Source organism: Psychromonas aquatilis, assembly GCF_038155185.1.
Classification (GTDB): domain Bacteria; phylum Pseudomonadota; class Gammaproteobacteria; order Enterobacterales; family Psychromonadaceae; genus Psychromonas; species Psychromonas aquatilis.
Map to the genome: position 1 here is coordinate 1 of NZ_JBAKAZ010000047.1, position 26,362 is coordinate 26,362.

Annotated in this window: 25 protein-coding genes; 19 read left to right on the forward strand and 6 right to left on the reverse strand. The window is 37.1% G+C overall.

The window, feature by feature from the left end; translation table 11 throughout:
• Nucleotides 1-57: 57 nt before the first annotated feature.
• The gene (locus V6256_RS11620; RefSeq protein ID WP_341598381.1) at nucleotides 58-312 is read right to left on the reverse strand and encodes a DUF2999 family protein; all 255 of its coding nucleotides are present in this window, start codon (nucleotides 310-312) and stop codon (nucleotides 58-60) included.
• A gap of 264 nt (nucleotides 313-576) precedes the next feature.
• Between V6256_RS11620 and V6256_RS11625 the strand changes: the two genes are divergently transcribed.
• From V6256_RS11625 to V6256_RS11645, 5 genes are all read left to right on the forward strand, one after another.
• Nucleotides 577-1,200 carry an HAD-IA family hydrolase gene (locus V6256_RS11625; protein ID WP_341598382.1) on the forward strand — a complete coding sequence of 208 codons (624 nt, stop codon included), beginning with the start codon at nucleotides 577-579 and terminating at the stop codon, nucleotides 1,198-1,200.
• A gap of 170 nt (nucleotides 1,201-1,370) precedes the next feature.
• The gene (locus V6256_RS11630; RefSeq protein ID WP_341598383.1) at nucleotides 1,371-1,904 is read left to right on the forward strand and encodes a redoxin domain-containing protein; all 534 of its coding nucleotides are present in this window, start codon (nucleotides 1,371-1,373) and stop codon (nucleotides 1,902-1,904) included.
• A 137-nt stretch (nucleotides 1,905-2,041) separates the two neighbouring features.
• Complete coding sequence (locus tag V6256_RS11635; RefSeq protein ID WP_341598384.1) at nucleotides 2,042-2,692, forward strand: LysE family translocator; 651 nt, start codon at nucleotides 2,042-2,044, stop codon at nucleotides 2,690-2,692.
• A gap of 58 nt (nucleotides 2,693-2,750) precedes the next feature.
• Entirely contained in the window at nucleotides 2,751-3,152 is a 402-nt protein-coding gene (locus V6256_RS11640) for an NUDIX hydrolase (RefSeq protein ID WP_341598385.1), read from the forward strand.
• Nucleotides 3,153-3,221: 69 nt separating this feature from the next.
• A complete protein-coding gene (locus V6256_RS11645) occupies nucleotides 3,222-3,689 on the forward strand; it encodes a hypothetical protein (protein ID WP_341598386.1) in 468 nt (155 codons plus the stop codon).
• 306 nt (nucleotides 3,690-3,995) lie between these two features.
• Here the strand turns inward: V6256_RS11645 and V6256_RS11650 are convergent, their stop codons facing one another.
• Both V6256_RS11650 and V6256_RS11655 read right to left on the reverse strand, forming a co-directional pair.
• A complete protein-coding gene (locus V6256_RS11650; RefSeq protein ID WP_341598387.1) occupies nucleotides 3,996-6,068 on the reverse strand; it encodes a bifunctional 2',3'-cyclic-nucleotide 2'-phosphodiesterase/3'-nucleotidase in 2,073 nt (690 codons plus the stop codon).
• 98 nt (nucleotides 6,069-6,166) lie between these two features.
• Complete coding sequence (locus V6256_RS11655) at nucleotides 6,167-7,357, reverse strand: MFS transporter (RefSeq protein ID WP_341598388.1); 1,191 nt, start codon at nucleotides 7,355-7,357, stop codon at nucleotides 6,167-6,169.
• Nucleotides 7,358-7,533: 176 nt separating this feature from the next.
• Between V6256_RS11655 and V6256_RS11660 the strand changes: the two genes are divergently transcribed.
• From V6256_RS11660 to V6256_RS11680, 5 genes are all read left to right on the forward strand, one after another.
• The gene (locus V6256_RS11660) at nucleotides 7,534-9,258 is read left to right on the forward strand and encodes a vWA domain-containing protein (RefSeq protein WP_341598389.1); all 1,725 of its coding nucleotides are present in this window, start codon (nucleotides 7,534-7,536) and stop codon (nucleotides 9,256-9,258) included.
• Nucleotides 9,259-9,298: 40 nt separating this feature from the next.
• The gene (locus V6256_RS11665) at nucleotides 9,299-9,883 is read left to right on the forward strand and encodes a sigma-70 family RNA polymerase sigma factor (RefSeq protein WP_341598390.1); all 585 of its coding nucleotides are present in this window, start codon (nucleotides 9,299-9,301) and stop codon (nucleotides 9,881-9,883) included.
• Complete coding sequence (locus V6256_RS11670) at nucleotides 9,880-10,494, forward strand: hypothetical protein (RefSeq protein WP_341598391.1); 615 nt, start codon at nucleotides 9,880-9,882, stop codon at nucleotides 10,492-10,494. The genes V6256_RS11665 and V6256_RS11670 overlap by 4 nt, the downstream gene beginning before the upstream one ends.
• Nucleotides 10,495-10,627: 133 nt before the next feature.
• Nucleotides 10,628-11,080 carry a hypothetical protein gene (locus tag V6256_RS11675; RefSeq protein ID WP_341598392.1) on the forward strand — a complete coding sequence of 151 codons (453 nt, stop codon included), beginning with the start codon at nucleotides 10,628-10,630 and terminating at the stop codon, nucleotides 11,078-11,080.
• A 268-nt stretch (nucleotides 11,081-11,348) separates the two neighbouring features.
• The gene (locus V6256_RS11680) at nucleotides 11,349-12,311 is read left to right on the forward strand and encodes a sensor domain-containing diguanylate cyclase (protein ID WP_341598393.1); all 963 of its coding nucleotides are present in this window, start codon (nucleotides 11,349-11,351) and stop codon (nucleotides 12,309-12,311) included.
• A 51-nt stretch (nucleotides 12,312-12,362) separates the two neighbouring features.
• On the opposite strand, the gene V6256_RS11685 is transcribed toward V6256_RS11680, so the two are convergent.
• Nucleotides 12,363-12,956 (reverse strand): phosphoribosyltransferase, encoded by a 594-nt coding sequence (locus tag V6256_RS11685; RefSeq protein ID WP_341598394.1) that lies wholly within the window; start codon nucleotides 12,954-12,956, stop codon nucleotides 12,363-12,365.
• Nucleotides 12,957-13,071: 115 nt separating this feature from the next.
• Between V6256_RS11685 and V6256_RS11690 the strand changes: the two genes are divergently transcribed.
• Nucleotides 13,072-13,650, forward strand: coding sequence for a phosphoribosyltransferase (locus V6256_RS11690; RefSeq protein WP_341598395.1), 579 nt, complete (start codon nucleotides 13,072-13,074; stop codon nucleotides 13,648-13,650).
• Between the two features lie 128 nt (nucleotides 13,651-13,778).
• On the opposite strand, the gene V6256_RS11695 is transcribed toward V6256_RS11690, so the two are convergent.
• On the reverse strand, nucleotides 13,779-15,359 hold the full coding sequence (locus tag V6256_RS11695; protein WP_341598405.1) for a BCCT family transporter: 1,581 nt from the start codon (nucleotides 15,357-15,359) through the stop codon (nucleotides 13,779-13,781).
• 605 nt (nucleotides 15,360-15,964) lie between these two features.
• Here V6256_RS11695 and V6256_RS11700 point away from each other — a divergent pair.
• The 4 genes from V6256_RS11700 (at nucleotide 15,965) to V6256_RS11715 (ending at nucleotide 19,285) form a co-directional block, all read left to right on the forward strand.
• A complete protein-coding gene (locus tag V6256_RS11700) occupies nucleotides 15,965-16,921 on the forward strand; it encodes a TRAP transporter substrate-binding protein (RefSeq protein ID WP_341598396.1) in 957 nt (318 codons plus the stop codon).
• A gap of 70 nt (nucleotides 16,922-16,991) precedes the next feature.
• The gene (locus V6256_RS11705; RefSeq protein WP_341598397.1) at nucleotides 16,992-17,471 is read left to right on the forward strand and encodes a TRAP transporter small permease; all 480 of its coding nucleotides are present in this window, start codon (nucleotides 16,992-16,994) and stop codon (nucleotides 17,469-17,471) included.
• A gap of 21 nt (nucleotides 17,472-17,492) precedes the next feature.
• A complete protein-coding gene (locus V6256_RS11710; RefSeq protein ID WP_341598398.1) occupies nucleotides 17,493-18,800 on the forward strand; it encodes a TRAP transporter large permease in 1,308 nt (435 codons plus the stop codon).
• An 89-nt stretch (nucleotides 18,801-18,889) separates the two neighbouring features.
• Nucleotides 18,890-19,285: an ATP-binding protein gene (locus tag V6256_RS11715; protein ID WP_341598399.1), complete on the forward strand. Its 396-nt coding sequence runs from the start codon at nucleotides 18,890-18,892 to the stop codon at nucleotides 19,283-19,285.
• Between the two features lie 137 nt (nucleotides 19,286-19,422).
• Here the strand turns inward: V6256_RS11715 and V6256_RS11720 are convergent, their stop codons facing one another.
• Nucleotides 19,423-20,802, reverse strand: a complete 1,380-nt coding sequence (locus V6256_RS11720; protein WP_341598400.1) for an ATP-binding cassette domain-containing protein — start codon at nucleotides 20,800-20,802, stop codon at nucleotides 19,423-19,425.
• Between the two features lie 298 nt (nucleotides 20,803-21,100).
• Between V6256_RS11720 and V6256_RS11725 the strand changes: the two genes are divergently transcribed.
• The 4 genes from V6256_RS11725 to V6256_RS11740 all read left to right on the forward strand — a co-directional run bounded on the left by V6256_RS11725 (nucleotide 21,101) and on the right by V6256_RS11740 (nucleotide 26,291).
• Nucleotides 21,101-22,105 (forward strand): ABC transporter substrate-binding protein, encoded by a 1,005-nt coding sequence (locus V6256_RS11725; protein WP_341598401.1) that lies wholly within the window; start codon nucleotides 21,101-21,103, stop codon nucleotides 22,103-22,105.
• 138 nt (nucleotides 22,106-22,243) lie between these two features.
• On the forward strand, nucleotides 22,244-23,134 hold the full coding sequence (locus V6256_RS11730) for an ABC transporter permease (protein ID WP_341598402.1): 891 nt from the start codon (nucleotides 22,244-22,246) through the stop codon (nucleotides 23,132-23,134).
• A 1-nt stretch (nucleotide 23,135) separates the two neighbouring features.
• Nucleotides 23,136-24,380 carry a quaternary amine ABC transporter ATP-binding protein gene (locus V6256_RS11735; RefSeq protein WP_341598403.1) on the forward strand — a complete coding sequence of 415 codons (1,245 nt, stop codon included), beginning with the start codon at nucleotides 23,136-23,138 and terminating at the stop codon, nucleotides 24,378-24,380.
• A gap of 189 nt (nucleotides 24,381-24,569) precedes the next feature.
• Nucleotides 24,570-26,291 carry a bifunctional metallophosphatase/5'-nucleotidase gene (locus tag V6256_RS11740; RefSeq protein ID WP_341598404.1) on the forward strand — a complete coding sequence of 574 codons (1,722 nt, stop codon included), beginning with the start codon at nucleotides 24,570-24,572 and terminating at the stop codon, nucleotides 26,289-26,291.
• The last annotated feature ends 71 nt before the right edge of the window (nucleotides 26,292-26,362 follow it).

The following is a 26,362-nucleotide window of genomic DNA, read 5'->3' on the forward strand; positions in this document are numbered from 1 at the left end:
TTTCCAAATAGTAGGATTATAAATAAGCAGTTACACAGTTTTTATTACAGTCTCGCTTTATTCTTTTCCTAACTTCTCTTTTGCTTCTTGTACCTTAGCAAAGTCTAAGCCTAATTCATCGGTCGCTTCTTTAATGAGTTCAGGTTGCGCCATAATCAAGCCCATTAATCGTTGCAGTTCTTCTGACGAGATACCTAATTGTTGGATAAGGCCCATCGCCATCATTGGGTTATCAGTTAATGCTTCAAAAAGCGCTTTTATTTTTTCATCACTTACATTATGTTCTTTTAACAGGGCAATAATTGGATTCATTGGATACCTTAAATTTATATGGTTTGATAAACACTGTCGATAATAGCATTCATTATGCTATGCATTTTTACATTATACCAACAATCCACGCAAAGAATCGAGGCTGAGGCGTCTAATCAATGCCGGCGATAAATGTGATTAATTAGGTTTATTGGTTGTTAATTAAACCTGCATATACCTCTCATCCCTTTGTTTTTGATGATTTATCTGAATCTAATTCATGTTATGGTCGATTGTCTTTTGTGTTTATTTGATGAGGTAATAATGGATTTAATGATCTTTGATTGTGATGGCACACTGGTGGACAGTGAATTTCTTTGTAATTTAGCCATGGAGCGACAGCTTGCTACCCAAGGTATTGAACATAAAGCTGAAGATCTTATTCGCCAGTTTCGCGGTGTTAACCTTAATTTAATTATAGAAAGCATCGAAATAGAGCGTAAAGTGCAGATGCCTAGCGATTTCGAAATTGAATATAGAAAAAAAGTCAGTGAATTGTTTGATCAGCAACTAAAAGCGAATCAAGGGGTAGTGGAGTTGTTAGAATCATTAACCATTCCTTATTGTGTTGCTTCTTCTGGACCTAAACATAAAATTAAACAGGCCTTAAAAGTAACAGGTTTAGATAAATATTTTGGCGATAATATCTTTAGTTCTTATGATATTAACTCTTGGAAGCCTGATCCGGGTGTCTTTTTGTTTGCCGCTGAAGCAATGAAAGTAAAAGCGGAGCGTTGTTGTGTAATAGAAGATAGTATTGTTGGCTTAAAGGCGGCTAATGCAGCCAATATGACAAGTGTTTATTACGCACCAGAGGTTACTGACAAGCAGACATTAGCCTCAATACAAGTGCAACATATGTCTGAATTAATAGGAAAATTTGATTAGCCTATTGTTATTAAAGGAATAAACTTGTGAAGTCAGTGAAATTAAATCTACCTTAGTCTGGTCTGTCTTTGTAAGTGAATCGCTAGTTTAGTGATTTATATTTACCTTTTTAGGGTATCTTTGATTTTTCTAAATAACATACATTTATAATTTTTATCAGGGGATAACGAATGACTCATACAGCAATCGCAGCAGGCGCTACTTTTCCAGTCTTAACCGTTAAAGCATTAGATGGAAGTGATGTTGAGCTAGGCAAAATATCAGATAAAGCTGATTGGAAAATAGTGGTTGTTTATCGTGGTAAGCACTGTCCATTATGTACTCGCTACTTAAATACTTTAGAAACATTTAAACAACGTTTTATTGATAATGGTGTTGAAATTGCTGCGGTATCAGCAGATAGCAAAGCACAACTTGAAGAGCATCTTCCTTCATTAACAACGAGTTTTCCTATTTATTACGGTTTAAGCATCGAACAAATGCAAGCATTAGGTGTTTACATCTCAAATCCGCGTTCAGAAAAAGAAACGGATCACCGTTTTGCTGAACCTGGTTTATTTGTTATTAATGAGAAAAACCAAGTACAAGTCTTGGATATTTCTAATGGTCCTGCACTTCGTCCTGAAATTGCAACATTAGCAGCGGGGCTTGAATTTATTAAGGCACCTGAAAACAACTATCCTATTCGTGGTACATTCCAGTAATCAATATCAACATTGATGAGTAAGTAGAAGCAGGGCATCGACCCTGCTTTTTTGTGTTTGTTATTTAGGTTTATCTGGTTATATTGACGAATATGATTTAATTGAAATTATTTAGTTGAAGTTTAAAGGAAAATAAAATGGATTTTAGTTTATGGCTGGTGTATCTCAGTGTCATTAGCGTATTAATATTTAGCCCAGGGCCTTCGGCATTATTATGCATCTCTGATGGGCTTAAGTATGGCCATAAAAATACGATTCCTACCATCATTGGCGGCGCTATTGCAGCGCTTTTATTAATGTCTATTTCGGCGATTGGGCTTGGGGCGATTCTAGTTGCATCTAAAACGCTATTTCTCATTATTAAGCTAATAGGGGCATGTTATCTTATCTATTTAGGGTTCTGTGCTTGGAAAGAAAATCCTATTGCATTAATTGATGAGTCGACAACACATTCACCTGTTTTAAAGGATTACGCTTGGTTTACCTTGTTTAGAAAAGGCTTTATGGTCGGCATCAGTAACCCTAAGGATCTCTTGTTTTTCATTGCCTTATTTCCTAGCTTTATGAACGCAGCCTTGCCACAAATGGAACAATATATTGTCCTGGCCTGCACCTGGTTTGTTATCGATTGTAGTTCAATGTTTATGTATGCCGCGTTAGGCACCAAGATTGCACCTTTATTGAGAAAACAATCCACTTTAAAGTGGGTTAATCGAACGGTGGGTAGTGTCTTTATATTACTAGGTAGTGCATTAGGGATTTCCACACTGACAGATACAGCCCAGTGAACAAAATTCAAAAATAGAGTAGAGCAAGTCTACAAGTTAAAATAAAAATGAGAAGAAGATGAATAAAGTAATTGATAAATTAGCTTGGCTATATATTGCAGATAATAAGTTATTGCATGCTCGTTCTAAGAATAAGGTGTTATTTTATTTACCAGGTGGTAAACGCGAAACAGGAGAAACCGATCAACAAGCGCTTACTCGTGAAATAAAAGAAGAAGTTTCAGTTGATTTGATCGCAAGCTCTATAAAATACGCCGAGACCTTTGAAGCACCTGCCGATGGAGAAAATGCTGATGTAACGGTTAAATTAACCTGCTATTTTGCTGACTTTGAAGGACAGTTAACACCTGCAGCAGAAATTGCTGATATTAAATTTATTGATGTTCAAAACAAAGCACTTTGTTCACTAGGTAGTATTAAAGTGATTGAATGGCTAAAAAGTCAGGAATTACTACGATAGATCATAGAAAATTAATTATTTTAATGAATAATCACAATACGTTATTGATAAGTATTAATGAGGTAAGTGATGGAGTTTCAATATTTAGTGATCGCAAGAGCATTGCATGTCGTCGCTGTTGTGCTATGGATCGGAGGAGTTGCTTTTGTTGCGACGGTATTAATACCGGCGATTAGAAACGCTAAAACAACAGATAATAAATTACACCTATTTGAAATGTTAGAAAGTAAGTTTAGCTTGCAAGCCAAACTAACAACACTAATAACAGGGCTTTCAGGTTTTTACATGCTATATGCCATGAATTTATGGTCAACAATGCATTGGTGGATTTATACCATGCTGTTGATATGGGCTATTTTTACCTTAGTGTTGTTTGTGTTGGAGCCTTGGTTTTTACATAAATGGTTTCATCAACAGGCATTAAAAAATAGCGACAAAGCATTTTATTACCTACAACTGATGCATACAATATTGTTAACGGTAAGTTTATTAGTGATCTTTGCGGGTGTGGCGGGAGCTCATGGGCTATTTTATTAATGGTTTTTTAAGTTGTGTTTGAACCGGAAAGCTAACTTTTAAGGTGTGCGGTATATATCGGCGTTAAAAGTGAAGACTGAAATTAACAATAACTGCTAACTTCAACCCCACTTGTGCTCTCATTTTACATTATACCAATCACACTAATTAACTGATCTATTTTACTTGTTAAAATAACTTATTTCTGCGTTGTAATTTTCGCAAATAGAACAACTATTTAACTCAAATTACGCCTTGAACTCAGTCATTTTTCCTGCGCAAAATTTAGATCACTTATTTAATATAATTGGTATTACAAAGCAAAGCTTACTGTGCTTTTAAGTCGATTTTATACAAAGCAAAACCGTCTGAATCTAAATCAGATGTTGCTGTTATTGATGGTATTTCCGCTGCAATCGCTTTTACGTCATCAAGTGGTGATGTTCTGAAAACAACATTTAAGTTTGTCTCAGTGTTCACCGGTTTGAACTTCCAGTTTTGATCGGCAGAAGGGTCGATACTGTTATTTTCATTCTTAGCCGCTTCACTAATAATGTAGTTTCTTAATACTCCTCGGTTTTCATCTGGACCTTCAAAGGTTTCTCGGCTTGTTCCATCTATATTTGGGAAGTTACCGCCGCCAGAAGCACGATAATTGTTGGTGACAACTAAGAACTCACCATCAAGATCAATTGGTTTACCTTGATATTGTAAATGTGTAATACGCGAGTTTTGAGCGCTAATAAGCAGCCCTTCATTATCGTATCGTTTTGGTTGCGTTACATCTATTTCAAAGGTCACGCCATCAATAATATCGAAGTTATAAGTTGGGTAAGTGGTATCAAGTAGGTTTTGTTGTTGACTGCTGTTGATATCAATCTGATTAAATTGTGCTGCAGAACGTTCTAACCATTCTTTTACATCGGCTCCAGTGATTTTTACCATGCGCACTGTATTTGGAAAAACGTAAAGACTAACAGTATCTAATAAAGCAATTTCGCCTGCTTTAACATCTGTATAGTCTTCAATACCATTTCGTCCTGCGCGGAAAGGTGCTGCTGCTGAAAGTACTGGCAAACCATCTAATTCTGTTCCTTGAATAAAGGCTTTACCCCATGCAATTTGTGCATCAGATACAATTTGAATTGAAGGATCATCTTGCACTAATGCAAAAAAGCTATAAATAGGCGCTGATATATTGGCGAAGGGCTCACTTACCCATTCAATGGTTGCTTGGTGTTCAGGGGCGATAGCTGCTGCAACTTCTTGGTCAGCTTCAGCTAAATCTACAAAATCGCCATTTCTTTTACTGCCGCTGTAAATACCACGGGCTTCAACCGTTGATTTGGTTACTTCCCATTGATGGTCTGCCGTTGAGGTGAGTGTTAAATCGATCACACCAAGGTGATTGCCAAAAAATCCAGGCATTACAGCAGGAATACCGTTTAGCTTACCATTAACATTATCGATGCCGGCTTCTTGATAGCCGTTATAAGCTTTATCACCTGGGAAAACGCGATGATTGTGACCAAATAAGATAGCATCAATATCAGGTACTTCTGATAGGTAAAGGGCAGCGTTTTCAGCAAGGTCTTCCTGTGCGCTTGCAGTCAAGCCTGAATGAGGAATAGCGATAATTATGTCTGCTCCTTCGGCTTTCATCTGCGGTACAAATTTCTCAGCTGTTTTAACAATATCTTTGGCTATCACTTTCCCTTGTAGTTTAACGCTATCCCATTGCATGATTTGTGGAGGTGTTAATCCAAGGTAACCGATTTTAATGGTTTGTTCGTTACCATTTGCATCCACAACTTGTTTTTCTTGAATATAATAAGGTGTGTAGCGGTTTTTATCATTGCTTGTGTCATCATCGCCGTCATTGATATAAACATTAGCATTCACATATGGGAAGTCTGCACCTTTGATTGCTGCATCTAAAAATTCTAATCCAAAGTTAAACTCGTGATTCCCTAAGTTTGCGACATCATAGTCCAGTAAATTCATTGCTTTATAAACTACATGAGTAGAGCCGTTAAGTATCTCTGTTCTTCTGACTAAGGCTTCATAGTCGCCTAACGGACTGTTTTGAATTAAATCGCCGTTATCAACTAACACACTATTTTTCACTTCCGCTCGCGCTTTTTTTATCAATGTTGCTGTGTTCACGAAACCAATTGTTTCGGATACTTGCTGGGAAAAGTAGTCGTAGTTTGATAAATACATGTGAATATCAGTTGTTTCCATTATTCTGAGGTTCACGGTACTTTTTGATTGGGGATTGGTATCATCTGCATTGACTGGGTTCGCATCTGTTTTATTAAAACATCCGCCTAAAGCTAAACAGACAGTAATAGCAAGTGTTGATTTTAAAAATGTGGTGTTAGCGTTGATATATTTCATAAGTTAGCCATTTGTATAAACAGGAAACAACCTGTTGTGTTGATTGTTAGTAATCAATTTAGCATGTTTGCTATTTTTTATAATATGGAAATAAGCTATTAAGCGTCTTTACTAAGCATTTTATTTCGTCCGCCTAAGTAGCCAAAAATACCAGATAATAAAATAGCAATAGCACACATCCAAAGTACCGATGTCCAGCCTTCAAAATAGGAATGTAATAGACCCGCAATCATTGGCCCAACCGCTGCTAATGCGTAACCCACACATTGAGCCATACCAGATAATGAAGCCGCTTGAGTTGAATGATGTGTGCGGTAACTGATATAAGAAAGACCAAGAATAAAAATAGCGCCAGAGCAAAAACCTAAGGTGAAAGACCAAGCAAATGCGAATTCAGGTATATAGATAAAACCGAGTGAACAAGACGCAGCGATGATCGCTAAAGAGATCGCTAATATGCGTTGGTCATTTAATTTTGCCAGTAGCGGTATCAGAATAAGGCCAGGTAAAGCAGAAGCAAACTGGAATGCGCCTTGTATCATACCGGCATCCTGAGCGTTATGGCCTGCATCTATTAAGATATTAGGTAGCCAAGCAATCAGGATATAAGTAAAAAATGAGTTTAACCCTAAGCAGAGCGTGATATGCCATGCTGTTGCATGGTGCCAAATTTTACTGTTGCTAATACTCTGCGTTAGTTCTTTTGTCGGTTTTGTATGCAGCTTTAATTGTGGTAACCAAACGATAATACTAAATAAGGTTATTACACCATAACAAGATAATGCAATTGCCCATCCTAATTGGTTATATTCAGCAAGTGGAATTAACAGTGCTGAATAACTTCCTGCAAACACCCCCATAGCTAAAACATATGAAGACGTCATTAATGCAACATGGTTAGGAAAATCACGTTTGATTAAACTAGGTAAAAGTACGTTACCGATGGCAATACCTACCCCTATCACAGCGGTACTAAGGTATAGAATAAAAACAGAATCAATTGCACGCGCAAACAAGCCTATCGCGACTAACAATAGTGCAATAAATAAAGATATCTCAAGCCCTTGTTTCTTGGCAAGCGTAGCAGCCATCGGAGAGGCAAGTGCAAAGGCGATTAAAGGCAAAGTGGTTAACATGCCAGCTTGCGAGGAGCTTAATTCAAAGCTGAGAATCACTTGATCAAGTACTGGGCCAATTGCAGTTACTGGACCACGTAAATTCGCAGCGATTAATAGTATCCCAACGACTAAGATAAGGGTGTTAAAAAGTGAACGAGAGGAGGAGTGCATTAATATTTCCAAACCAAACAAAGGGAGTGGATGATAACAGATAGGACTGTCTTTCTGCAGGCAAAATAATAATTTATAAAATAAATTATTATTTTTTAACCCCATTTCTCTGGGTCATGCGTTTATAGAGATAACAAAATTAATTTCAATCAGTTATTAACTATAAAGGTGGCACAATGAATAACAAAACTAACATTCATAAAATAGTGAAAGGCGCATTAACAGTGACCAGTTTAACTCTGCTAACTGGGTTAATAGGATGTAATCAATCTGCTTCTGATCAACAAATCTCCCAAGCCCAGCAGTCTGAGATATTAAAGAAGGAGCAAGTTAGGGGGGCACAGCAAAAAGCGGTTGTTGAGTACCAAAAGCGAGCAGCAGAGCAGTCGATGACATTACATCAGGTAAACCTGATTGATAGTGCCTCAACGAGTAGTGCAACAACAGCATTAATTAGGAGGCCTATTGAAATACCTGTTGGCGATACAAACAGTGAAAACTATTTAGATTCATCACAAAATTCGGTTAAGCAAGTGAGCCGTGAACCACTTTCTACTTTTTCTATTGATGTAGATACTGGTAGTTACAGTAATACACGCCGATTCATTAATAATGGCCGCTTACCGCCAAGTGATGCTGTGAGGGAGGAGGCTTTTATCAATTACTTTAATTATAACTATCCTTCGCCTGATAGCATTGATCAACCGTTCAGCATCCATAGCGAAGTGGCAAATGCACCTTGGGATCAACAACGACAGATTATTAAAATCGGTATCAAAGGGTTTGAACCTGATAAAGACGCCATCAAAGATGCTAATTTAGTTTTTTTATTAGATGTTTCAGGTTCGATGGGGGCTGCTGATAAATTACCTTTGTTAAAAAGTAGTTTAACCATGTTAAGCAAACAACTTGATGAAGATGATTCCGTTGCGATTGTCGTTTATGCTGGCGCGGCTGGGGTTGTATTACCGGCCACTGCTGGGAATGATCATCAAGCGATTGCGACTGCATTAGATAAACTCAATGCGGGTGGTTCGACGAATGGTGCTCAAGGCATTGAACTCGCTTATCAAATTGCAGAAGAAAATTTTAAAAAAGAAGGCGTTAATCGTATTATTTTAGCAACTGACGGTGATTTTAATGTGGGGACGCAATCGCTTGAGCAACTAAAAGAGTTGGTTGCCAATAAACGTGATACCGGGATTGCCTTGACTACATTAGGGTTTGGACAAGGTAATTATAATGACGGATTGATGGAGCAGTTAGCTAATATTGGTAATGGCCAACATGCTTACATCGATACAATTAATGAGGCACGTAAGGTACTTGTTGATGAATTAACGAGCAGCATGCAAATCATCGCTAAAGATGTCAAAATCCAAGTAGAGTTTAACCCAGATCAAGTGGCCGAATACCGTTTAATTGGTTATCAAAACCGTGTATTGGCTGATGAAGATTTTAATAATGATAAAGTGGATGCAGGCGAGTTAGGAGCAGGGCATTCGGTAACCGCATTATATGAAATAAGCATGGTTAATGCCGAGAATAAACAAATTGATGATTTGCGCTATCAAAGCAATCAACAAACAAATACTGATTCAAGTTTGCAAAATAATGAATTAGCTTACGTAAAAGTACGTTATAAACAACCTGATGGCGATACTAGCAAATTGATAAGTCAGCGCGTGATAGCTCCTGAAGTGGGCGTAGAAACGAGCCAAGATTTTAATTTTACACTCGCTGTAGCAGGTTTTGCTCAATTATTAAAAGGAGCAAAATATACAGGTCAATGGCAATACCAAGATAGTATTGACTTGGCTATTAACAACAAAGGTGCTGATCCATTTGGCTATAGATCAGAGTTTATACAGCTAGTAAGAACGGTCGATGCGTTACAATAAATTATTATCCTAATATGTTTCGCTGTAAATGAAGGAAGTTATGGAAGAGATCGATGATGAAACATTAATGATGCAATATGCTAAGGGCGATGTGCAGGCTTTTACTCGCTTGTACTATCGCCATAAAGATAGTCTCTATCGATATTTTTTACGGCAGACTGCTTCGCCAGAAGTGGCAGAGGAGTTATATCAAGAAGTGTGGGGTAAGTTAATCAAAGCCCACCTTGATTATAGTGCGACGAGTAAATTTACAACTTGGCTATACCGCATTGCACATAATCACTTGGTTGATCATTATCGGCATAATAGTACCGCGACTAAAATCATTACAGCGAGTATAGATGAACCCAGTGAGGAATTAACTAAATCAATCGATTTAAGCGATCCGCAAAGCAATCTATTAGAATCGCTCAGTCAGTCACAACAAATGCAACAATTAAAACAATGTTTACAGCAATTACCCAGAGCACAAAAGGAAGCATTTTTACTTAAGCACGAATCGGGACTTAGTTTAAAAGAGATTGCACTGGTAATTAATGAAACGACCGAAAATATCAAAAGTCGACTACGTTATGGTTTAAGTAAATTAAAACATTGTTTAAGGTTGAATGGAGAAAGTAAATGAGTGATAAATTAAATGATCACGATATTGTCGAACTCTATCATCAAGGTGCAAAAGAGCAGCCGAATGAGAAAATTGATGCGTCTATTTTAAGCTTAGCTAAACAGCAACATGAGAAAAAGAATGTTGTAGCAATTAATAAAAAGCGCTTTTATCGCGCTTGGTATGGACAATTGTCAACGGCTGCATCTTTAGTGATCGTTGCTGTTTTATATTTTCAAAATAATAATGTCTTAGAGCAGTCAAGCGATGATATTCAACAGATTCAATTACTAAATGAACAATCATTGGATATGCGTTTACGTTCTGAAATGCAAAAAGATAAAGAGGCTGCTACAGCATACTCTCAAAATAAACTTATCAAAGCCACAGAAAAGCAGCAAAGTGAAGTATCAAGGGCCTTGATAATGGATCAGAATTTACCATCTGCAGATAGTATTAATCCTCCTAATATGAGCGAGATAACTGTAGAACTTGAAAGGATTAATAAACTAATAAGCAATGGGAATAATCAACAAGCGACGGCAGCGTTGAAGTTATTATTACAAAAATACCCAACATTAAAAGCTGACTTAACAGTACCTTATCTTAAGTTACTGGATAATGATGATTAGCAAATAATTAATGTATGTTAAGAGAGTCAATTTAAATTTTTGTTATCTTTTTGTTTTTTGGGATTATGGTAGGTGATTGACTCAATACGTATTAAACTGCGCAACTTAAATAATAAAGTAAACAGGAATAATAATGTTAATAGTTGATTATAACAGTAAAAGTTACCATCGTTTTTTAAACGATATGCCGCAAGTTAATCGCCATAACAGTCGCTTTTTAATTACTATCAATGGTGCAAGCCAAAATGAGTTAATGGCTATTACTGATGATTTAACTGCGCATATTGAAACGACTATTCAGCATACAACGGCTGTTATTGATAAACTCAATGAAGAAGGTGTTGAAAGCTTATTTAGTGAAGCACGTAACAGTAAAACACCACTGTTATTTGAACAGGCAGACTTATTATTTGATAAGAAAACAGCAGTAAAAAACTCACATGAACGAGATCATGGTTTTAACTTAAACCATTTCTTTAAAAGCATTGCTAAGCACCGCGGCATTGTTTTACTTTCAACAAAGAATAAACAAACATTGAGTGCGTCGATGTCTACTAAAATGGATGTGGTTATTCGATTTAAATAAATATAAATAGATAATATGTGTATGTTTTTTAATGATATGACACATACTTATTGTCTATTCCTTTTTATTCAATAACATAAATCATTATATTAATAGCACTGAACTTTTATGAGGATGTTATGACTAAGCATTTGTTAATATAAAATTGTTATTATAACTTATAAAATTATTGTTTTTTTTATAAGCTTATTGTTTAATTTAAGCACAGTTTTACATGGATTTAACATTCAACGTTAACTAATAAAATTCTTCGTTTTAGGGACTGTAAATGATAACACCAGACTTTCCATCCAATGAACAACAACGACTTCTAAAATTAAAATCGCTTAATATTTTAGATACAAATGCAGAGGAACGTTTTGATAGGATTACACGCCTAGCACAAAAGATGTTTAATGTTCCGATAGCATTGGTCAGTTTAATTGATGAGAATAGACAATGGTTTAAGTCCTGTATTGGGGTTGGTGTAAATGAGACGAGCAGAGAAACCTCATTTTGTGGGCATACTATTTTAGATAATAAAATGATGGTGATACCAGCGGCCAGTGAAGATGTTCGTTTTTTTGATAACCCAATGGTTTTAGGTGAACCTTATGTAGAGTTTTACGCAGGTTGCCCTATTATGATCAACGGTTACCAACTTGGTACTTTATGCATTGCTGATCATAAAAGAAGGCAGTTTGATGAAGATGACCAAGCTGTCTTAAAAGATCTAACGAGAACGGTTGAACTAGAGCTATCTGCATTGCAATTAGCGCTACATGATCAGTTAACCGGAGTGTTAAATCGTAGAGGTTTTTTATCCGCTGCAACCAATGTTTTAAATTTGAGTAAAAGAAGTAAATTCCCAGTGACCTTAATTTACTTAGATCTTAATAATTTTAAAACGATCAACGATAACTTTGGCCACCAAGTTGGCGATAATATTTTAGAGTGTTTTGCAGAATATTTAAGCAAATTTTTTAGAGCATCAGATGTTGTTGGGAGGTTAGGTGGTGATGAATTTGTTGTGCTATTGAGTAATACGACAAAACAAGCAATGATAAAAACTATGAACAAGTTGCACTCCACTTGGCAGGGTTATTGTCAAGATAAGGGAATTGAGATTAATGTGTCTTTCGCTTCTGGAGTGATTGGTTACGATGAAGCTGAGCATCCAACAATAGAAGCATTGCTATCGGATACAGATAAAAATATGTATGAAGGTAAATATAATGATGAAAATGAATAAGAGAGCCATCGCCATTTATAGAGGCTAGGCTCAATTTTTATTGATGTATATTTATTTTGTATTGAACAGCTCAGGTACGATAGTAGAATACGCAAATGACTTATGATCTTTAATCTCTTGTAATGTCAGACCTTGTAGTTCATAAGGGAAAACGACCCATTTATCTGTTTCGTGTACAAAGTAGTTTGGTCCTGCACCCTCAGGCAGAGAAGCCTTTTTCCACACTGTTGCTACACGTACATCAGCTGGCATATTTCGTTTAAGACGTTTCTTTAGCTCGTCGATAACTGCATCTGAGTTTTTACCTGAGCGGAACATATCATCAACAATTAACAGCTTATCGTCTGCGTTTAATTTTTTAACTAAATAAGTTAAACCATGAACACGTATTGGTTGTTCACAGTCAGCCTGTTGATGATATTTATCAACCCCTGCATAAGAGGTTCGAATAGAGATATGATCTGTATTAATGCCCAGTGTTTGTAAACACTCTTGAACATAAATACCCACAGAGCTACCGCCACGCCATAAACCGACAATAAATGTTGGTTTGAAGTCACTGGCCATGATCTGCGTTGCTAACTGAAATGACTCCTCGATTAATGTATCTTCATCTAAAAATATTTTTTGATCATATTTAGCCAAGAAATCACCCGTTTTATATGTTATGTTTGTAAGAATTTAATCGAAAAATTAGAACACAAACAAAACTTTTATTCAATCTTTAGTGTTAACAATTACCTGCTTACTTGGAACGAAAATGGCTGAAAAACAATATTTAACTGCACAAAACCTTTTACAAGATTCATATGCTTTAGCAAGGAATATACTAGACAGTGATTTCAAACCAACTTTTATTGTAGCTATTTGGCGAGGTGGCGCACCGATTGGTATTGCTGTTCAAGAGTTTTTAGCTGTTCATGGTATTGAATCTGATCACATTGCGATCCGAACTTCATCTTATGCAGCTGCGATTGATCAACAACAAAAAGAAGTACGGGTGCATGGTCTGAATTACCTTGTTAAAAATTTACAGCACCATGATAAGTTATTGTTAGTAGATGATGTGTTTGATACTGGACGTTCAATCGATGCCATCATCCAAGAGCTACAAAGAAAAACTAGATTGAACATGCCAGAAGATATTCGCGTTGCTGTTCCTTACTATAAACCTTCTCGTAACTTAACGGATCGTATTCCTGATTATTATCTTTATAAAACAAGTGCTTGGTTAAAATACCCTCATTCACTGGAAGGGTTGTCTGCAGATGAAATTGCAACCCAGCGCCCACGTTTATATGAAATTATAAAAGATTTTTTACCAGCAGAAAGTAAATAATCTTTTAATCTCAACATCTTTTCAAAGATAAATAAAAAGCGCCTAAAGATAAGTCTTTAGGCGCTTTTTTTATTGGACAATGACTAGCTAATATATGCTATTCATTTGTTATAAAATGTTTATGCTCGCTATTTATATAATTGTCGTTCAGAGTTTAAGCCTTTTACTAAACTCACACACATAATAATCAACACAATAGTAAAGGGAAGGGCGGTGATAACTACGCCAGACTGTAAAGCTTGTAAAGCTTCCTTACCCCCAATCCACAGCATTACTGCTGCAATTAATCCTTCTGTTGTTGCCCAAAAGATACGTTGCGGTATTGGTGCATCAATTTTACCGCCGGCAGTGATACTGTCGATAACTAATGAACCAGAGTCAGAAGAGGTAACAAAAAAGATTAAAATAAGCACAATAGAAAGGACTGATATAACACTACCAAATGGCAATTGATCATAAACATGGAATAACGTTAATGAGATATCAGTGAGTCCATTTGTACCAAGCTCACCTACTTTATTAACCACTTGGTCCAACGCAATGCCGCCAAATACGCCCATCCAAATCATGATCATAAATGTTGGTACAAAAATAACACAGAATAAGAATTGGCGAACAGTACGACCTTTAGAAATTCGTGCGATAAACATACCAACAAAAGGAGACCATGAAATCCACCAAGCCCAATAAAATACAGTCCAGCCATGCATCCAATCGAGATCTTCTCGGCCGTGTGGGTTACTTAATGGCAGGATATTTTCAGCATAAGCAAGAAATGTTTTAGGTATAGAAACGACTATGATGTCAAACCCTACGTAGGTAACAAAGACGAGTAATGCAAACGCAAAAATCATATTAATATTACTAAGTAATTTAACGCCGCCTTCAATACCACGAATAATTGATAAAATAGCAATAAAGGTAACAAAGGCAATAACAGCGAATTGCATTCCAATACCGCCTTCAGTACCAAACACATAATTAATACCGCTGGTGGCTTGCTGAGCGCCTAAACCAAGAGACGTCGCTAAACCAAATAGGGTTGCAAGCACAGCCAAGATATCAATCATGTGACCTAACCAACCCCATGCACGATCACCAAAAATAGGGTAGAAAACGGAACGGATAGATAAAGGCAATCCTTTATTATAAGCAAAGAAGGCCAGGGCAAGTGCGACGATCCCGTAAATAGCCCAGCCATGTATGCCCCAGTGGAAAATAGTTGCGCCCATTGCTAATGCTTTAGCCTCTGGCGTATAGGGTTCGACATTAAAAGGTGTCCCCCACCAATCGGTAAAATAAGCAGTAGGTTCCGCTACTCCCCAAAATAAAAGACCGATCCCCATTCCAGCGGCAAAAAGCATTGCCAGCCAGGAAGGGGTGGCATATTCGGGTTTTTCTGTTTTCCCGCCAATGCGTATTTTGCCTAATGGGCTAAACATTAACACCACTGCAAAGAGAAGGAAGAAGTTAGTTGACCACATGAATAATAGATCGAAGTCTGACATGATCGTATTACGTAGTGTATTCAACACTTCTTTAGCGACCGCAGGCTCAACCAATAAAGTGGCACAAATAAATAAGAGAATAAGTCCAGCACTGATTCCAAAGACAGGGTTATGGATATCAAATCCCCACTTTTGTAGGTTATCTTGCCCAACTTGGTAATCCGTGGTTTCAATACTATATTTTTTATGTTCGCTATCCATCATAATATTTAAAGTCCTTGTAATATTGAAAAATAGAATTAAATGGGAGAGGAAAAAGTCATTATCTCACTTGATGACTCTTTATGAAGGTTTCTTGATTGTAGTGATTTACTATTAAAGTCTCAAGTTTGCAGCTGAGGCATTGAATAATACTGGTGCTGGAAGCTTAGTTAAATTACATATACCAATTTATTAAAAACCCTATTTACTCATACAATTTAATTGGATTTGATCAATTTTGTCCACTGAGTCTCTTTCCTTGTCTTATTTTTTATTTTAAGGGGGGATTACAGTGAGGCTAATAGCCTTTCTATTTATGTTCTTTCATTGGTCCCTTATATATAAGGGGTTGTTGAGTTTTTATAGTCGCTTATTTAAATTTAATCATTACCCCTTAAGTGATGCAGATCTTGTTTTTAAATCCTTGAATGTGACCGATGTCATGTGATAACTCTTTCTTATTGTAATACTTATTTTGCTTTGTAATATGCCCTTGTTGTTATCAAACATCGAATGTTTATATTAAATTTTTGCAGTGAGTAACATATTGATTATCTACCTACTGAACGCTGCAACGTGAGTATTTTAATAAGGAAATAAAGACAATGAAAAAGATAATATTACCGCTACTTACTACCTTACTGCTTGCACCAAGCGTTTATGCGAAAACATTAAACCTAGGTCACGCTATGTCATTAGAAAGCGCTGCACATAAAGGCATGGTTATCATGGCTGATAAAGTGAAAGAGAAATCTAATGGTGACCTTACTATTAAAATATTTCCAAATGGCCAACTAGGTTCAGAGCGTGACCAAGCAGAACAAGTGGTAACAGGTGCCATTGATATGGCAAAAATCAATGGCGGTTTAGCTGAATCTTTCGAGCCAACATTTAAAGTCAATGCACTTCCTTTCTTATTCCGTGATGTAGAGCACATGAGAAAATTCATGAAAAGTGATGTGGCTGAAGAAATGCTTGGTACAAGTAAAGGTAAAGGTTTCATTGGCTTAACTTTCTATGATTCAGGTACTCGTAGTTTTTATGCTAAAAAAGCAATTAACTCTCCTGCAGATTTAGAAGGCATGAAAGTACGTGTTCCAGAGTCTCCAACAATGATGGAAATGATTAACTTACTAGGTGGTCGTGCTACGCCAGTTCCATTTACAGAAGTTTACACTGCATTACAACAAGGCGTTATTGATGGTGCTGAAAATAACATCTCTAGCCTAGTTGAAATGAAACACAGTGAAGTCGCTAAGTTTTACTCAATGGATCAACACTTAATGACGCCTGATGTGATCATTATTTCTGAAAATTCATGGAATAGCTTATCTGCAGACGAGCAAAAAATCTTAAAAGAAGCTGCTGCGGAATCACTTGATGAGCAAATCAAAATTTGGGATGCAACAGATAATGCAAATAAACAAAAAGGTATTGAGCTTGGTGTGACATTTGTTGAAGTTGACAAAGCCCCTTTCCGAGCAGCTGTTAAACCAATGATCGATGAAGCTAAAAAGGACGCTAAGTTAGCACCATTTATTGAAAAAATTGAAGCACTTTAATTCATAATGATTAGTAAAATATAACTTTGCTCTAGCTCTGCTGGGGCAAAGTTTTTTGAGGTAGAACGCCATGTTAACAACTTTTAGAAGCCTGCTTGATAGGTTAATTCTCAGTATCTGTTCTTTTGCGCTAATGTTGTTGGTTGTTACTGTCACTTGGCAAGTTTTTAGTCGTTATGTATTAAACGATCCAAGTAGCTGGACAGATGAACTTTCACGTTATGCAATGGTATGGCTTGGGCTATTAGGCGCAAGTTATTTGTTCGGTATAAAAGGGCATTTAGCAATCACTTTATTGGACAGTGCACTTAAAGGCAAAGCACATACAGCATTACACCTACTGATCAACGGAATTACCTTTACATTTGTATCGTTAGCTATGTTTAAAGGTGGTTTGGCATTAATGTCGAGAACAACACAGCAGCTATCGCCAGCGTTACAACTACCTATGTCTACCGTTTATTCAATTTTGCCTATTTCAGCCGTTATTATTCTTATTTATATAACCCTAAATACAATTGAACTTTTTTCTAAAACTAAAAAAATATAAATTTAAAAAAGGATTCATATTATGGACTTGTCCATTGGCGCTTGGCTGTTAGGCCTATTTTTATTTATGATTGCGATAAGCATGCCAATTGCAATCGCGATTGCAATGTCTTCTTTGACAATCATGTTCTTTATTTTACCTTTTGAAGTTGCAAGTATTACCGCAGGTCAAAAGATCATTACTGGTATTGATAGCTTTAGCTTATTAGCTATCCCTTTTTTTATTCTTGCCGGAAATATTATGAACGTCGGCGGTATTGCTGGGCGACTGATTAATCTTGCCAAATTAATGGTAGGTTGGATCCCAGGTTCGCTATTACATGTGAATATTTTTGCCAATATGATGTTTGGTGCAGTTTCTGGATCTGCGGTTGCAGCGGCAGCGGCAGTTGGCAAAACATTAGGTCCTGAATTAGAAAAAGAGGGATATGATAAAAACTTATCAACGGCGGTTAATGTAGCTTCATGCCCAGCTGGATTATTAATTCCACCAAGTAACTCATTAATTGTATTCTCTGTGGTATCAGGGGGAACGTCTGTTGCTGCATTATTTATCGCAGGTTATGTACCGGGTATTTTAATGGGATTAAGCTGTATGATTATTGCTTATTTCATTGCGAAAAAGAAAGGTTATAAAACCAGTGCAAACGATGGTTTCACAGTAAAAGATGTGATTCGTATTATTTGGCAAGCAGTACCTAGCCTAGGGCTAATTTTTGTAGTTATTGGCGGTATTATCGGCGGCATATTCACGGCAACGGAAGGGGCTTGTATCGCCGTTTTATACTCGTTTGTGTTATCCCTGTGCTATCGTTCATTGAAGTGGTCTCATTTTTCGATAATTTGTAAAGAGACAACGCAGATAACCGGTATTATGCTATTCCTGATTGGGGCTTCAACCATCATGTCATGGGCGATGGCCTTTACTGGTTTACCGACTATGATCAGTGATTGGATGTTATCTATTTCTGACAATCCTATTATTATCTTCATCTTAATGAATATTATTTTATTAATTGTTGGTATGTTTATGGATTTAACACCAGCGGTACTTATCTTCACGCCTATCTTTATGCCAATTGCAACGCAGTTAGGTATGGATCCAATTCACTTTGCAATGATGATTATATTTAACCTTTGTATCGGGATTGCAACGCCACCGGTTGGGACAGCGTTATTTGTAGGTTGTAGCGTCAGTGGCTCTAAGATTGAAGATGTAATTAAGAGCATTATGCCATTCTGTCTGGTCTTAATTGTCACTTTATTATTGATTACTTTTATCCCAGAAATCAGTTTAGCGTTACCAAGGTTCTTTGGTTTAATTCAATAATCGTGCTTAAATAAGTATCAACAATAAAAAACCAACTATTATATAGTTGGTTTTTTTATATCTGATCAATTCTTTAAATGACAACCAACATGACGCAATTAACCCTTACCCTAATACGTGGTTTACCTGGCAGTGGTAAAACAACCTTGGCTGAAAAAATGCTATCCGAGTCAATGCAAAAACTCGTTCATTTAGAAGCCGATATGTACTTTGTGGATAAAAATGGCCAGTATCTATTTCAACCTCACTTAATCAAAGAAGCCCATGAATGGTGTTTAACGCAATCTCGCGCACACTTATTAGCAGGGGAAAATGTTGTTGTCGCTAATACGTTTGTTAGGCACTGGGAAATGCAAGCTTATCGAGATTTAGCAGTAATGTTGAATGCTAAATTAGTGATAAAAGTATGTCGTGGAAAGTATAAGAATATTCATCAGGTACCAGGCAGCACCATCAAGAGAATGCAGAAACAATGGCAACCGTGATCACCTTTGCGAGTAATTGAGTAATGTGTAGTGCAATTATGTGTGAAAGGTAAGGGGACTCTCAAGTAGGTGAAGCAGTGAGCAATGCTTTGACGAAAGAAATGAAGGGTGAATCACTTCTTTCTTCAAGCTGATTATTACAATGTGATGTGCTGTTCAAAAATAGGCAAGAACTCGTCTGTGCGATGGCTCACCAACAGCATGGTTGTATGTTTCTGTGTAGCGAGATGATCTAAAAAGTTAAGTATTCTATGACGATTTAATTCATCTAATCCTTGCGTTGGTTCATCTAGAATTAATAAGTAAGGTGATTTAACCAATGCACGTGCGATTAATACTAAACGCTGTTCACCGTAGCTTAAGCTTTGGAATGGTGTTTTTTCGTAGGCTAATAAACCGATCTTATCTAACCATTGTTTTGCAATATGAATGTGCTGTTTTGTAGGTTGTTGGTACATACCAATAGAATCGTAAAATCCTGAAATGACCACAGTCAATAAGTCACTATTAACACGGTATTGACGATGTAATTCAGAACTGACAATACCCATATTTTCTTTGACTTGCCAAATCGTTTCGCCAGATCCTCTTTTATAACCTAAAACATAAATATCATTACTGTAGCATTGAGGGCAATCGCCTGTGATTAATTGCATTAAGGTCGATTTACCGCTGCCATTAGGGCCTGTTATTAAGGTGTGTTGTAATGGTTTTATCTCAACATCAAGATCTTCAAAGACATTAACACCGTTATAATGTACTTTTCCCTTATTTAATTTAACCAGATAAGGGTGATGGTAATCTGAGAGTGTTATGCTGTTATCAGGCCATTTTTTGTCATCTGGCGCGGGCATTAATAGCGCATCTAATTGTTTTTTGGTTTCTGTATCATCTAATTTTCCGATGACTTCTAATCTGCCACGTTCTATGAATGCAACTTGTTCACACCAAACAGGAATATCTTGGCGATTATTAAGCATTAATAGTATATTCACTCCATTTTTAGATAAGTTCGCCAGTGCGCTTGATAGCGCTGCACAGGAAGCCACATCTAAACTATCGAAGGGGTTATCACACACTAATAAGTCGATTCCACTAAAAATGGCTTGCAAGATAAGTAGCTTTCTACTTTCACCTGTACTTAATCTTAGATAGCCTGTTTCCAGTTTATGTTCAAAACCAAACTCTTTGATTAATGGATGATCCCATTTATCTGCGGGCAAAAAGTCTTTTGCGGTGGCAGTGACTTGCCCTGGATTAACGTAGTCTGGTGCTTGTTCATCTAAAGCTTGTTCATAGGTTTTTTGTTGCTCTTCAAAGGAGATGACGGCTATTTTTTGTTGTGGCGGCAAGCTTAATAAATCTACCTGCTCGACTTCTAATTCACTCATTAAAAGTTGATTGAGATATTGTTTTCCTGAACCATTCCTCCCTAAAATACACCAGCTTTCTTGTTCGTTAAACTGCCAGTTTTTTATTGTTAATTTAGGGTGTGTTAGATTTTCAATTTTTATCATAATTTAGTGACCAACAATCAGTGAGTGAGATTATTATTCTGCCATAAACAAGGCTAAATAAGTAATTTATCAAGTTGATTTTGAGTATATTTTTAATTATTTTTGAAAGGTGTGGAAGCTATTTGTAGCAACTCTTAAGCGTAAATTATCGGCACTCAGTTTTGATGTGAAGTATTGCCGATTCTGGGCTTTGTCTTCAAATTAAGGGTTGTTTACGATACACTGATTATCCGTTTGCTATGTTAATTGCAACGAATTAGCAGTAAATGCAAGCATAAATTAATAAGGATATTAACTCATGCGTAAACTTATCTCATCTTCAATACTTCTTGCCTGTGCTTCGTTTTCTATGCCCACTTTAGCCGCTGAATGTGGCAAAGTAACGATTGCCGATATGAACTGGAATTCCGCAACACTCATCGCCCATGTTGATCGCTTTATTCTTGAGCATGGTTTTGATTGTGATGCTGAACTTGTTCCTGGTGATACGATGCCAACAGGATCTTCAATGATTGAAAAGGGCCAGCCTGACATTGCGCCTGAATTTTGGAGTAACTCAATGCGTGACGCTTTAGATAAAGGTGTCGCAGAAGGTCGTATTGCTTATGCTGGACAAACTCTGATTGAAGGCGGTGAAGAAGGCTTTTGGGTACCTGCTTATATGGTAGAAAAAGAGCCATCATTGGCAACAATTGAAGGTATTAAAGCCAATGCTAAACTATTTAAACACCCTGAAGACCCAGAAAAATCTGCTTTCATGGGATGTCCTGCCGGTTGGAATTGTCAAATCTCTACGAGTCAATTATTTAAAGCATTAAACTTAGAAGCATCGGGTTTTGAGTTACTCGATCCGGGTTCTGGTGCTGGTTTATCTGGTTCAATCGCCAAAGCTTATGAGCGTGAAGAAGCTTGGTTTGGTTACTACTGGGCGCCAACGTCTGTTTTAGGTAAATATGACATGGTTAAGGTTGATTTTGGATCAGGTATCGATAAAGAAGAATTTGAAACTTGTACAACACAAATTGATTGTTTAGAGCCAAAAGTGACTATGTACCCACCTTCAGCGGTTGAGTCTGTTGTAACAGCTGAATTTGCAGAAAGAGCACCGGAGGTTATTGAATACCTTAATGCTCGTTCATTCACTAATGACCAAATGAATGGCCTATTAGCATGGATGGAAGACGAACAAGCTGATGGTGAATACGCTGTTGAACATTTCTTATCTGACTATGAATCAACATGGTCTGCTTGGGTCGACACAGCAACTGCCGATAAAATCAAAAAAGCATTAGCTGAACTATAATCCCTCTTATAAAGCCTAGTTTCACTAGGCTTTAATACCATTCTAGGTAAGTAAATAACAAAACAGTATGACTGTTAGTCACTTACACGCTAGATATTTACCTAGGTTGGTTGTAGATATTTCCAGGAGAAAAATAAAATGTCAGACAAGTCATGGTTAGCTGAAATTCCACAGCTTGATCGTCAAGAATTAAGAGACTTTAAAAAATTATTAGATGGTTCATTTCGTGAATTTTCACGTGAATATGGCGATAGTATTCAATCCTTTTTCGACCCGCTATTAAGTACACTTATTTGGTTTGAAAAGTTATTATTGTCGACGCCTTGGTGGCTAGTGATAGCTGTCTTAGCTGCATTCTCTTATGCTGCTAGTCGCTCAGTAAAATTAACCATTGCAGTGATCGCTTCCTTTTTAGTGATCGGTTACTTTGGCATGTGGGAAGATACCATGCGTACCATGAGCATGATCGTTGTCTCCACCTTGCTTGCCATTTTAATAGGGATACCAACAGGCGTCGCGATGGTGCGCTCTAATCGAATACAGTCCCTTGTCACGCCTATTTTAGATGTTATGCAAACCATGCCTGCATTTGTATATCTGATTCCTGTGGTCATGTTATTAGGTATTGGTAAAGTCCCAGGTGTGATTGCCGTTATTATTTATGCTATTCCACCGGTTATACGATTAACAAATCTAGGTATTCGCTTAGTTGATAAAGAAGTGTTAGAAGCCGCAACTGCTTATGGTGCGAGCCCACTACAACGTTTATTTGGCGTGCAAATTCCACTTGCGATGCCTAATATTATGGCGGGTATCAACCAAACCATTATGATGGCATTAGCGATGGTCGTTATCGCCTCTATGATCGGGGTTAAAGGGTTAGGTCAGCCAGTATTACAAGCGATTAGTAATCAGTACTTTACGCAAGGTTTATTAAATGGTCTTGCCATTGTTGCATTAGCAATCATCTTCGACCGTATTTCTCAAAGTTATGCTAAACGTACGCTACAAAATTTTGGAGAAAGCTAAGATGAATTCGAATGAAAATAAAAGTCCTTTAATTAGTATTAAGAATTTATATAAAATTTTTGGAAAGAATGAACAACGCGTTTTGGCCTCAGTAAAAGAGGGGAAAAGCAAAGAGGATATCTTAGCTGAAACCGGTCATACCGTGGGGCTAGCCGATATAAATTTAGATATCTATCCAGGCGAAATTTTTGTAATCATGGGGCTATCAGGCTCGGGTAAATCAACATTAATTCGCCACTTTAATCGTTTAATTGACCCTACCGCGGGTGAAATTGTTGTTGCTGGCGAAGACGTCATGCAGTTGAATGCTAAAGACTTACAAAATTTCCGCCGTAATAAGATGTCGATGGTTTTCCAACGCTTTGGTTTAATGCCGCATCGTACTGTGATTCAAAATATTGCTTATGGTTTACAGGTGCAAGGCATCGCTAAAAGTGAGCGAGAAAAATGTGCTCAAGAATGGTTAGATACAGTTGGGCTTAGCGGCTATGCAAATCAATATCCTGTTCAATTATCAGGTGGTCAACAACAACGTGTTGGTTTAGCTCGTGCACTTTGTACCGATGCTGAGATCTTATTAATGGACGAAGCCTTTTCGGCATTAGACCCATTAATTAGAAGTGAAATGCAGGATCAGTTGATTGAGCTACAAGATAAGTTGCACAAAACAATTGTCTTTATTACTCATGATTTAGATGAAGCATTACGTATTGGCGATAAAATTGCTATTTTACGTGATGGTTTATTAATTCAGCAGGGCGCACCGGTTGATATATTATTAAACCCTGCCGATGATTATGTCGAAGCATTTGTTAAAGACGTCAATCGTGCTCGTGCATTAACCGTTGAAACCGTTATGCAACCGCAGATTTGTCGTATATCGAGTGAAAATATTGGTGAAGCTGTAGCACAAATGCGTAAATCTAAACAAGATTATGGCTATGTAATGAATGAAGATGGTTATCAAGGTGTTATCACCCAAGAGACTCTTGAAGGAGTTGAGAAGTGTGATTATGAAAACAAGATAACTGACTCATTACTTGAGGATGTACCCTCAGTACAAAGTGATGCGTTATTAGAATCTGTTATTCCAGATATGCTAGATAGTGAACACCCGTTAGCTGTACTTAATACAGAAGGTGAGGTAGAAGGGCATATATCACGCTCAACACTTGCTGATATATTAAGTGATCAACCAACTGAAGAGGCTGAGACTCAGTCTGATAAAAATAGCGTTCACCAATAAAAACCAATCATCATGAAGCTTTCCTAGCCTCCCCCTGCTAGGTCCTGCTAGGAAAGTTTTATGTTACTTCTTCAACTGATTCAATTGCTTTCCTTGTCATTTGTTAATTAAATTCTTTTCATAACGATGCTATATTTTTTTATTTTTATTGTTATTATCAAGGCATAAAAACAATAAAAATGAGTCTAAATGATAAAGAATAATAAACCTGCCAAACTTACTTTAGCGCATATCAATGACACACACTCTTACTTTGAGCCTCAGTCACTACAACTCACCTTGGATATTGATGGAGAAAAAATTTCACCCTATGTTAGTAACGGTGGTTTTGCTCGAATTGCAACACGTGTTAAACAGTTAAAGTATGAAGCGCTTAAAAACAAACGTTATTTTTTGTTTGTTCATGCAGGTGATTGCTTTCAAGGAACGCTTTATTTCTCTTTATTTAAAGGACAAGCGAACTCTGACATGTTGAATGCATTAGGCATTGATATGATGGCAATTGGTAACCATGAATTAGATATGGGCAATGCCCCAGTTGCCGCTTTTTTAGAGAGAATAAAGTTTCCTATGTTAGCGGGTAATTGGGACTTATCTAATGAAATACCGACAAAAAATCATCATCTGAAAAGGCGCCATAATCTACTTGCTTATCAACCTGAATTACAAACAGCGCATTGGCTTACTCGCTATGTGGATGATGAGCCCGTTGCGATATTTGGTGTTTCTATTGATAAAATGTCTGACATTGCTAACGTCGATGCAGATACGCCTTTTGTGAATGCGTTTGAAACCGTCAAAAATACAGTACGAGCAATAAACAAGAGTGGTATCAATAAAATAATATTACTCAGCCACCTAGGATTTGAAAGTGATTGTGAATTAGCAAAAGTGGTTTCAGGTATCGGCTTAATTGTCGGGGGGCACACCCATACGCTACAAGGAGATTTTAGCCATCTAGGATTAAGTAATGATGCAGAGTATGGCGTGTATATTAATGGCGCTTACATTGTACAAGCAGGCTGTCATGCACAAGCATTAGGGCATTGTGAAATCGATTTTGCAGCCGATGGTCGTGTGCTCTCTTTCAAGGGGAAAAATGAATTGTTGATGGGCAGAAGGTTGTGTGCAGACAAATTCCTGACTAGCACAATTGATCAACATCTACATCAAAAAGGCAGTGAAATATTACAGCATGATAATAAGGTTATTGTGTGTAAAAAAGATATCCAACTACAAAGCTTACTATTAGATAAATATATTCCAGAAGTACGGCAATTACAAAGTACCGTTATTTCAAGAATAGATCGAGACCTGCGCCATGTTAGGTTACCTGATCAAGAGGGAGGTAGTGAGATTGCGCCTCTAGTGGCTCAGTCATTTTTTTATATGATGAATAAAAGTGGTTATCAAGTCGATTTTGCGATTCATAATGCTGGTGGCGTTAGGTCTTCTTTATATCAAGGAAACCTTAGTGAAGCGGATATAGCCGGCAAGTTACTGCCTTTTGTTGTTCCTATTGGTATTTATCACATTAAAGGAAGATATATCGCTCAGGCACTAGAAGGGGCTATTAATAATGCTACAAATAATGGTGTTATTGGTACTGGATCTGGTAGTTACCCTTACACACATAATTTAAAGTTTAAGTATGATAGTGAACTTCCGTTAGGTAAACGAATTACGGAGTTGAAGATTTATGCTAAACAAACAGGTTGGCGTGAAGTGGATTATGAAGCTACCTATTGTGGCAGCTCATCTGCTTATACAATGAAAGGAAAAGAGGGATACGATGGATTATTACAGATGGAAGGGGAAGGAGTAATCAGTGAGCATTCAATGGCAGACTGTTTTATCGACTTTATCAAATCTGGTGTAGATCATATCGCCTTTAAGCCACCTGAAAGCTGATCTTTTATGTTTTTAGGGTAATCTCCCCATTTTTAATGGAGATCAGAAGTAGACGTTTTTCTCTGTGTTAA

What these genes read in the sequence shown, in the direction of transcription:
- V6256_RS11720 (WP_341598400.1), bottom strand. Translation starts at nt 20,802, where the DNA reads ATGATAAAAATTGAAAATCTAACACACCCTAAATTAACAATAAAAAAC.
- V6256_RS11715 (WP_341598399.1), top strand. Translation starts at nt 18,890, where the DNA reads ATGACGCAATTAACCCTTACCCTAATACGTGGTTTACCTGGCAGTGGT.
- V6256_RS11690 (WP_341598395.1), top strand. Translation starts at nt 13,072, where the DNA reads ATGGCTGAAAAACAATATTTAACTGCACAAAACCTTTTACAAGATTCA.
- V6256_RS11650 (WP_341598387.1), bottom strand. Translation starts at nt 6,068, where the DNA reads ATGAAATATATCAACGCTAACACCACATTTTTAAAATCAACACTTGCT.
- V6256_RS11680 (WP_341598393.1), top strand. Translation starts at nt 11,349, where the DNA reads ATGATAACACCAGACTTTCCATCCAATGAACAACAACGACTTCTAAAA.
- V6256_RS11700 (WP_341598396.1), top strand. Translation starts at nt 15,965, where the DNA reads ATGAAAAAGATAATATTACCGCTACTTACTACCTTACTGCTTGCACCA.
- V6256_RS11695 (WP_341598405.1), bottom strand. Translation starts at nt 15,359, where the DNA reads ATGGATAGCGAACATAAAAAATATAGTATTGAAACCACGGATTACCAA.
- V6256_RS11705 (WP_341598397.1), top strand. Translation starts at nt 16,992, where the DNA reads ATGTTAACAACTTTTAGAAGCCTGCTTGATAGGTTAATTCTCAGTATC.
- V6256_RS11630 (WP_341598383.1), top strand. Translation starts at nt 1,371, where the DNA reads ATGACTCATACAGCAATCGCAGCAGGCGCTACTTTTCCAGTCTTAACC.
- V6256_RS11660 (WP_341598389.1), top strand. Translation starts at nt 7,534, where the DNA reads ATGAATAACAAAACTAACATTCATAAAATAGTGAAAGGCGCATTAACA.
- V6256_RS11710 (WP_341598398.1), top strand. Translation starts at nt 17,493, where the DNA reads ATGGACTTGTCCATTGGCGCTTGGCTGTTAGGCCTATTTTTATTTATG.
- V6256_RS11725 (WP_341598401.1), top strand. Translation starts at nt 21,101, where the DNA reads ATGCGTAAACTTATCTCATCTTCAATACTTCTTGCCTGTGCTTCGTTT.
- V6256_RS11740 (WP_341598404.1), top strand. Translation starts at nt 24,570, where the DNA reads ATGATAAAGAATAATAAACCTGCCAAACTTACTTTAGCGCATATCAAT.
- V6256_RS11665 (WP_341598390.1), top strand. Translation starts at nt 9,299, where the DNA reads ATGGAAGAGATCGATGATGAAACATTAATGATGCAATATGCTAAGGGC.
- V6256_RS11730 (WP_341598402.1), top strand. Translation starts at nt 22,244, where the DNA reads ATGTCAGACAAGTCATGGTTAGCTGAAATTCCACAGCTTGATCGTCAA.
- V6256_RS11625 (WP_341598382.1), top strand. Translation starts at nt 577, where the DNA reads ATGGATTTAATGATCTTTGATTGTGATGGCACACTGGTGGACAGTGAA.
- V6256_RS11675 (WP_341598392.1), top strand. Translation starts at nt 10,628, where the DNA reads ATGTTAATAGTTGATTATAACAGTAAAAGTTACCATCGTTTTTTAAAC.
- V6256_RS11620 (WP_341598381.1), bottom strand. Translation starts at nt 312, where the DNA reads ATGAATCCAATTATTGCCCTGTTAAAAGAACATAATGTAAGTGATGAA.
- V6256_RS11635 (WP_341598384.1), top strand. Translation starts at nt 2,042, where the DNA reads ATGGATTTTAGTTTATGGCTGGTGTATCTCAGTGTCATTAGCGTATTA.
- V6256_RS11735 (WP_341598403.1), top strand. Translation starts at nt 23,136, where the DNA reads ATGAATTCGAATGAAAATAAAAGTCCTTTAATTAGTATTAAGAATTTA.
- V6256_RS11640 (WP_341598385.1), top strand. Translation starts at nt 2,751, where the DNA reads ATGAATAAAGTAATTGATAAATTAGCTTGGCTATATATTGCAGATAAT.
- V6256_RS11655 (WP_341598388.1), bottom strand. Translation starts at nt 7,357, where the DNA reads ATGCACTCCTCCTCTCGTTCACTTTTTAACACCCTTATCTTAGTCGTT.
- V6256_RS11670 (WP_341598391.1), top strand. Translation starts at nt 9,880, where the DNA reads ATGAGTGATAAATTAAATGATCACGATATTGTCGAACTCTATCATCAA.
- V6256_RS11645 (WP_341598386.1), top strand. Translation starts at nt 3,222, where the DNA reads ATGGAGTTTCAATATTTAGTGATCGCAAGAGCATTGCATGTCGTCGCT.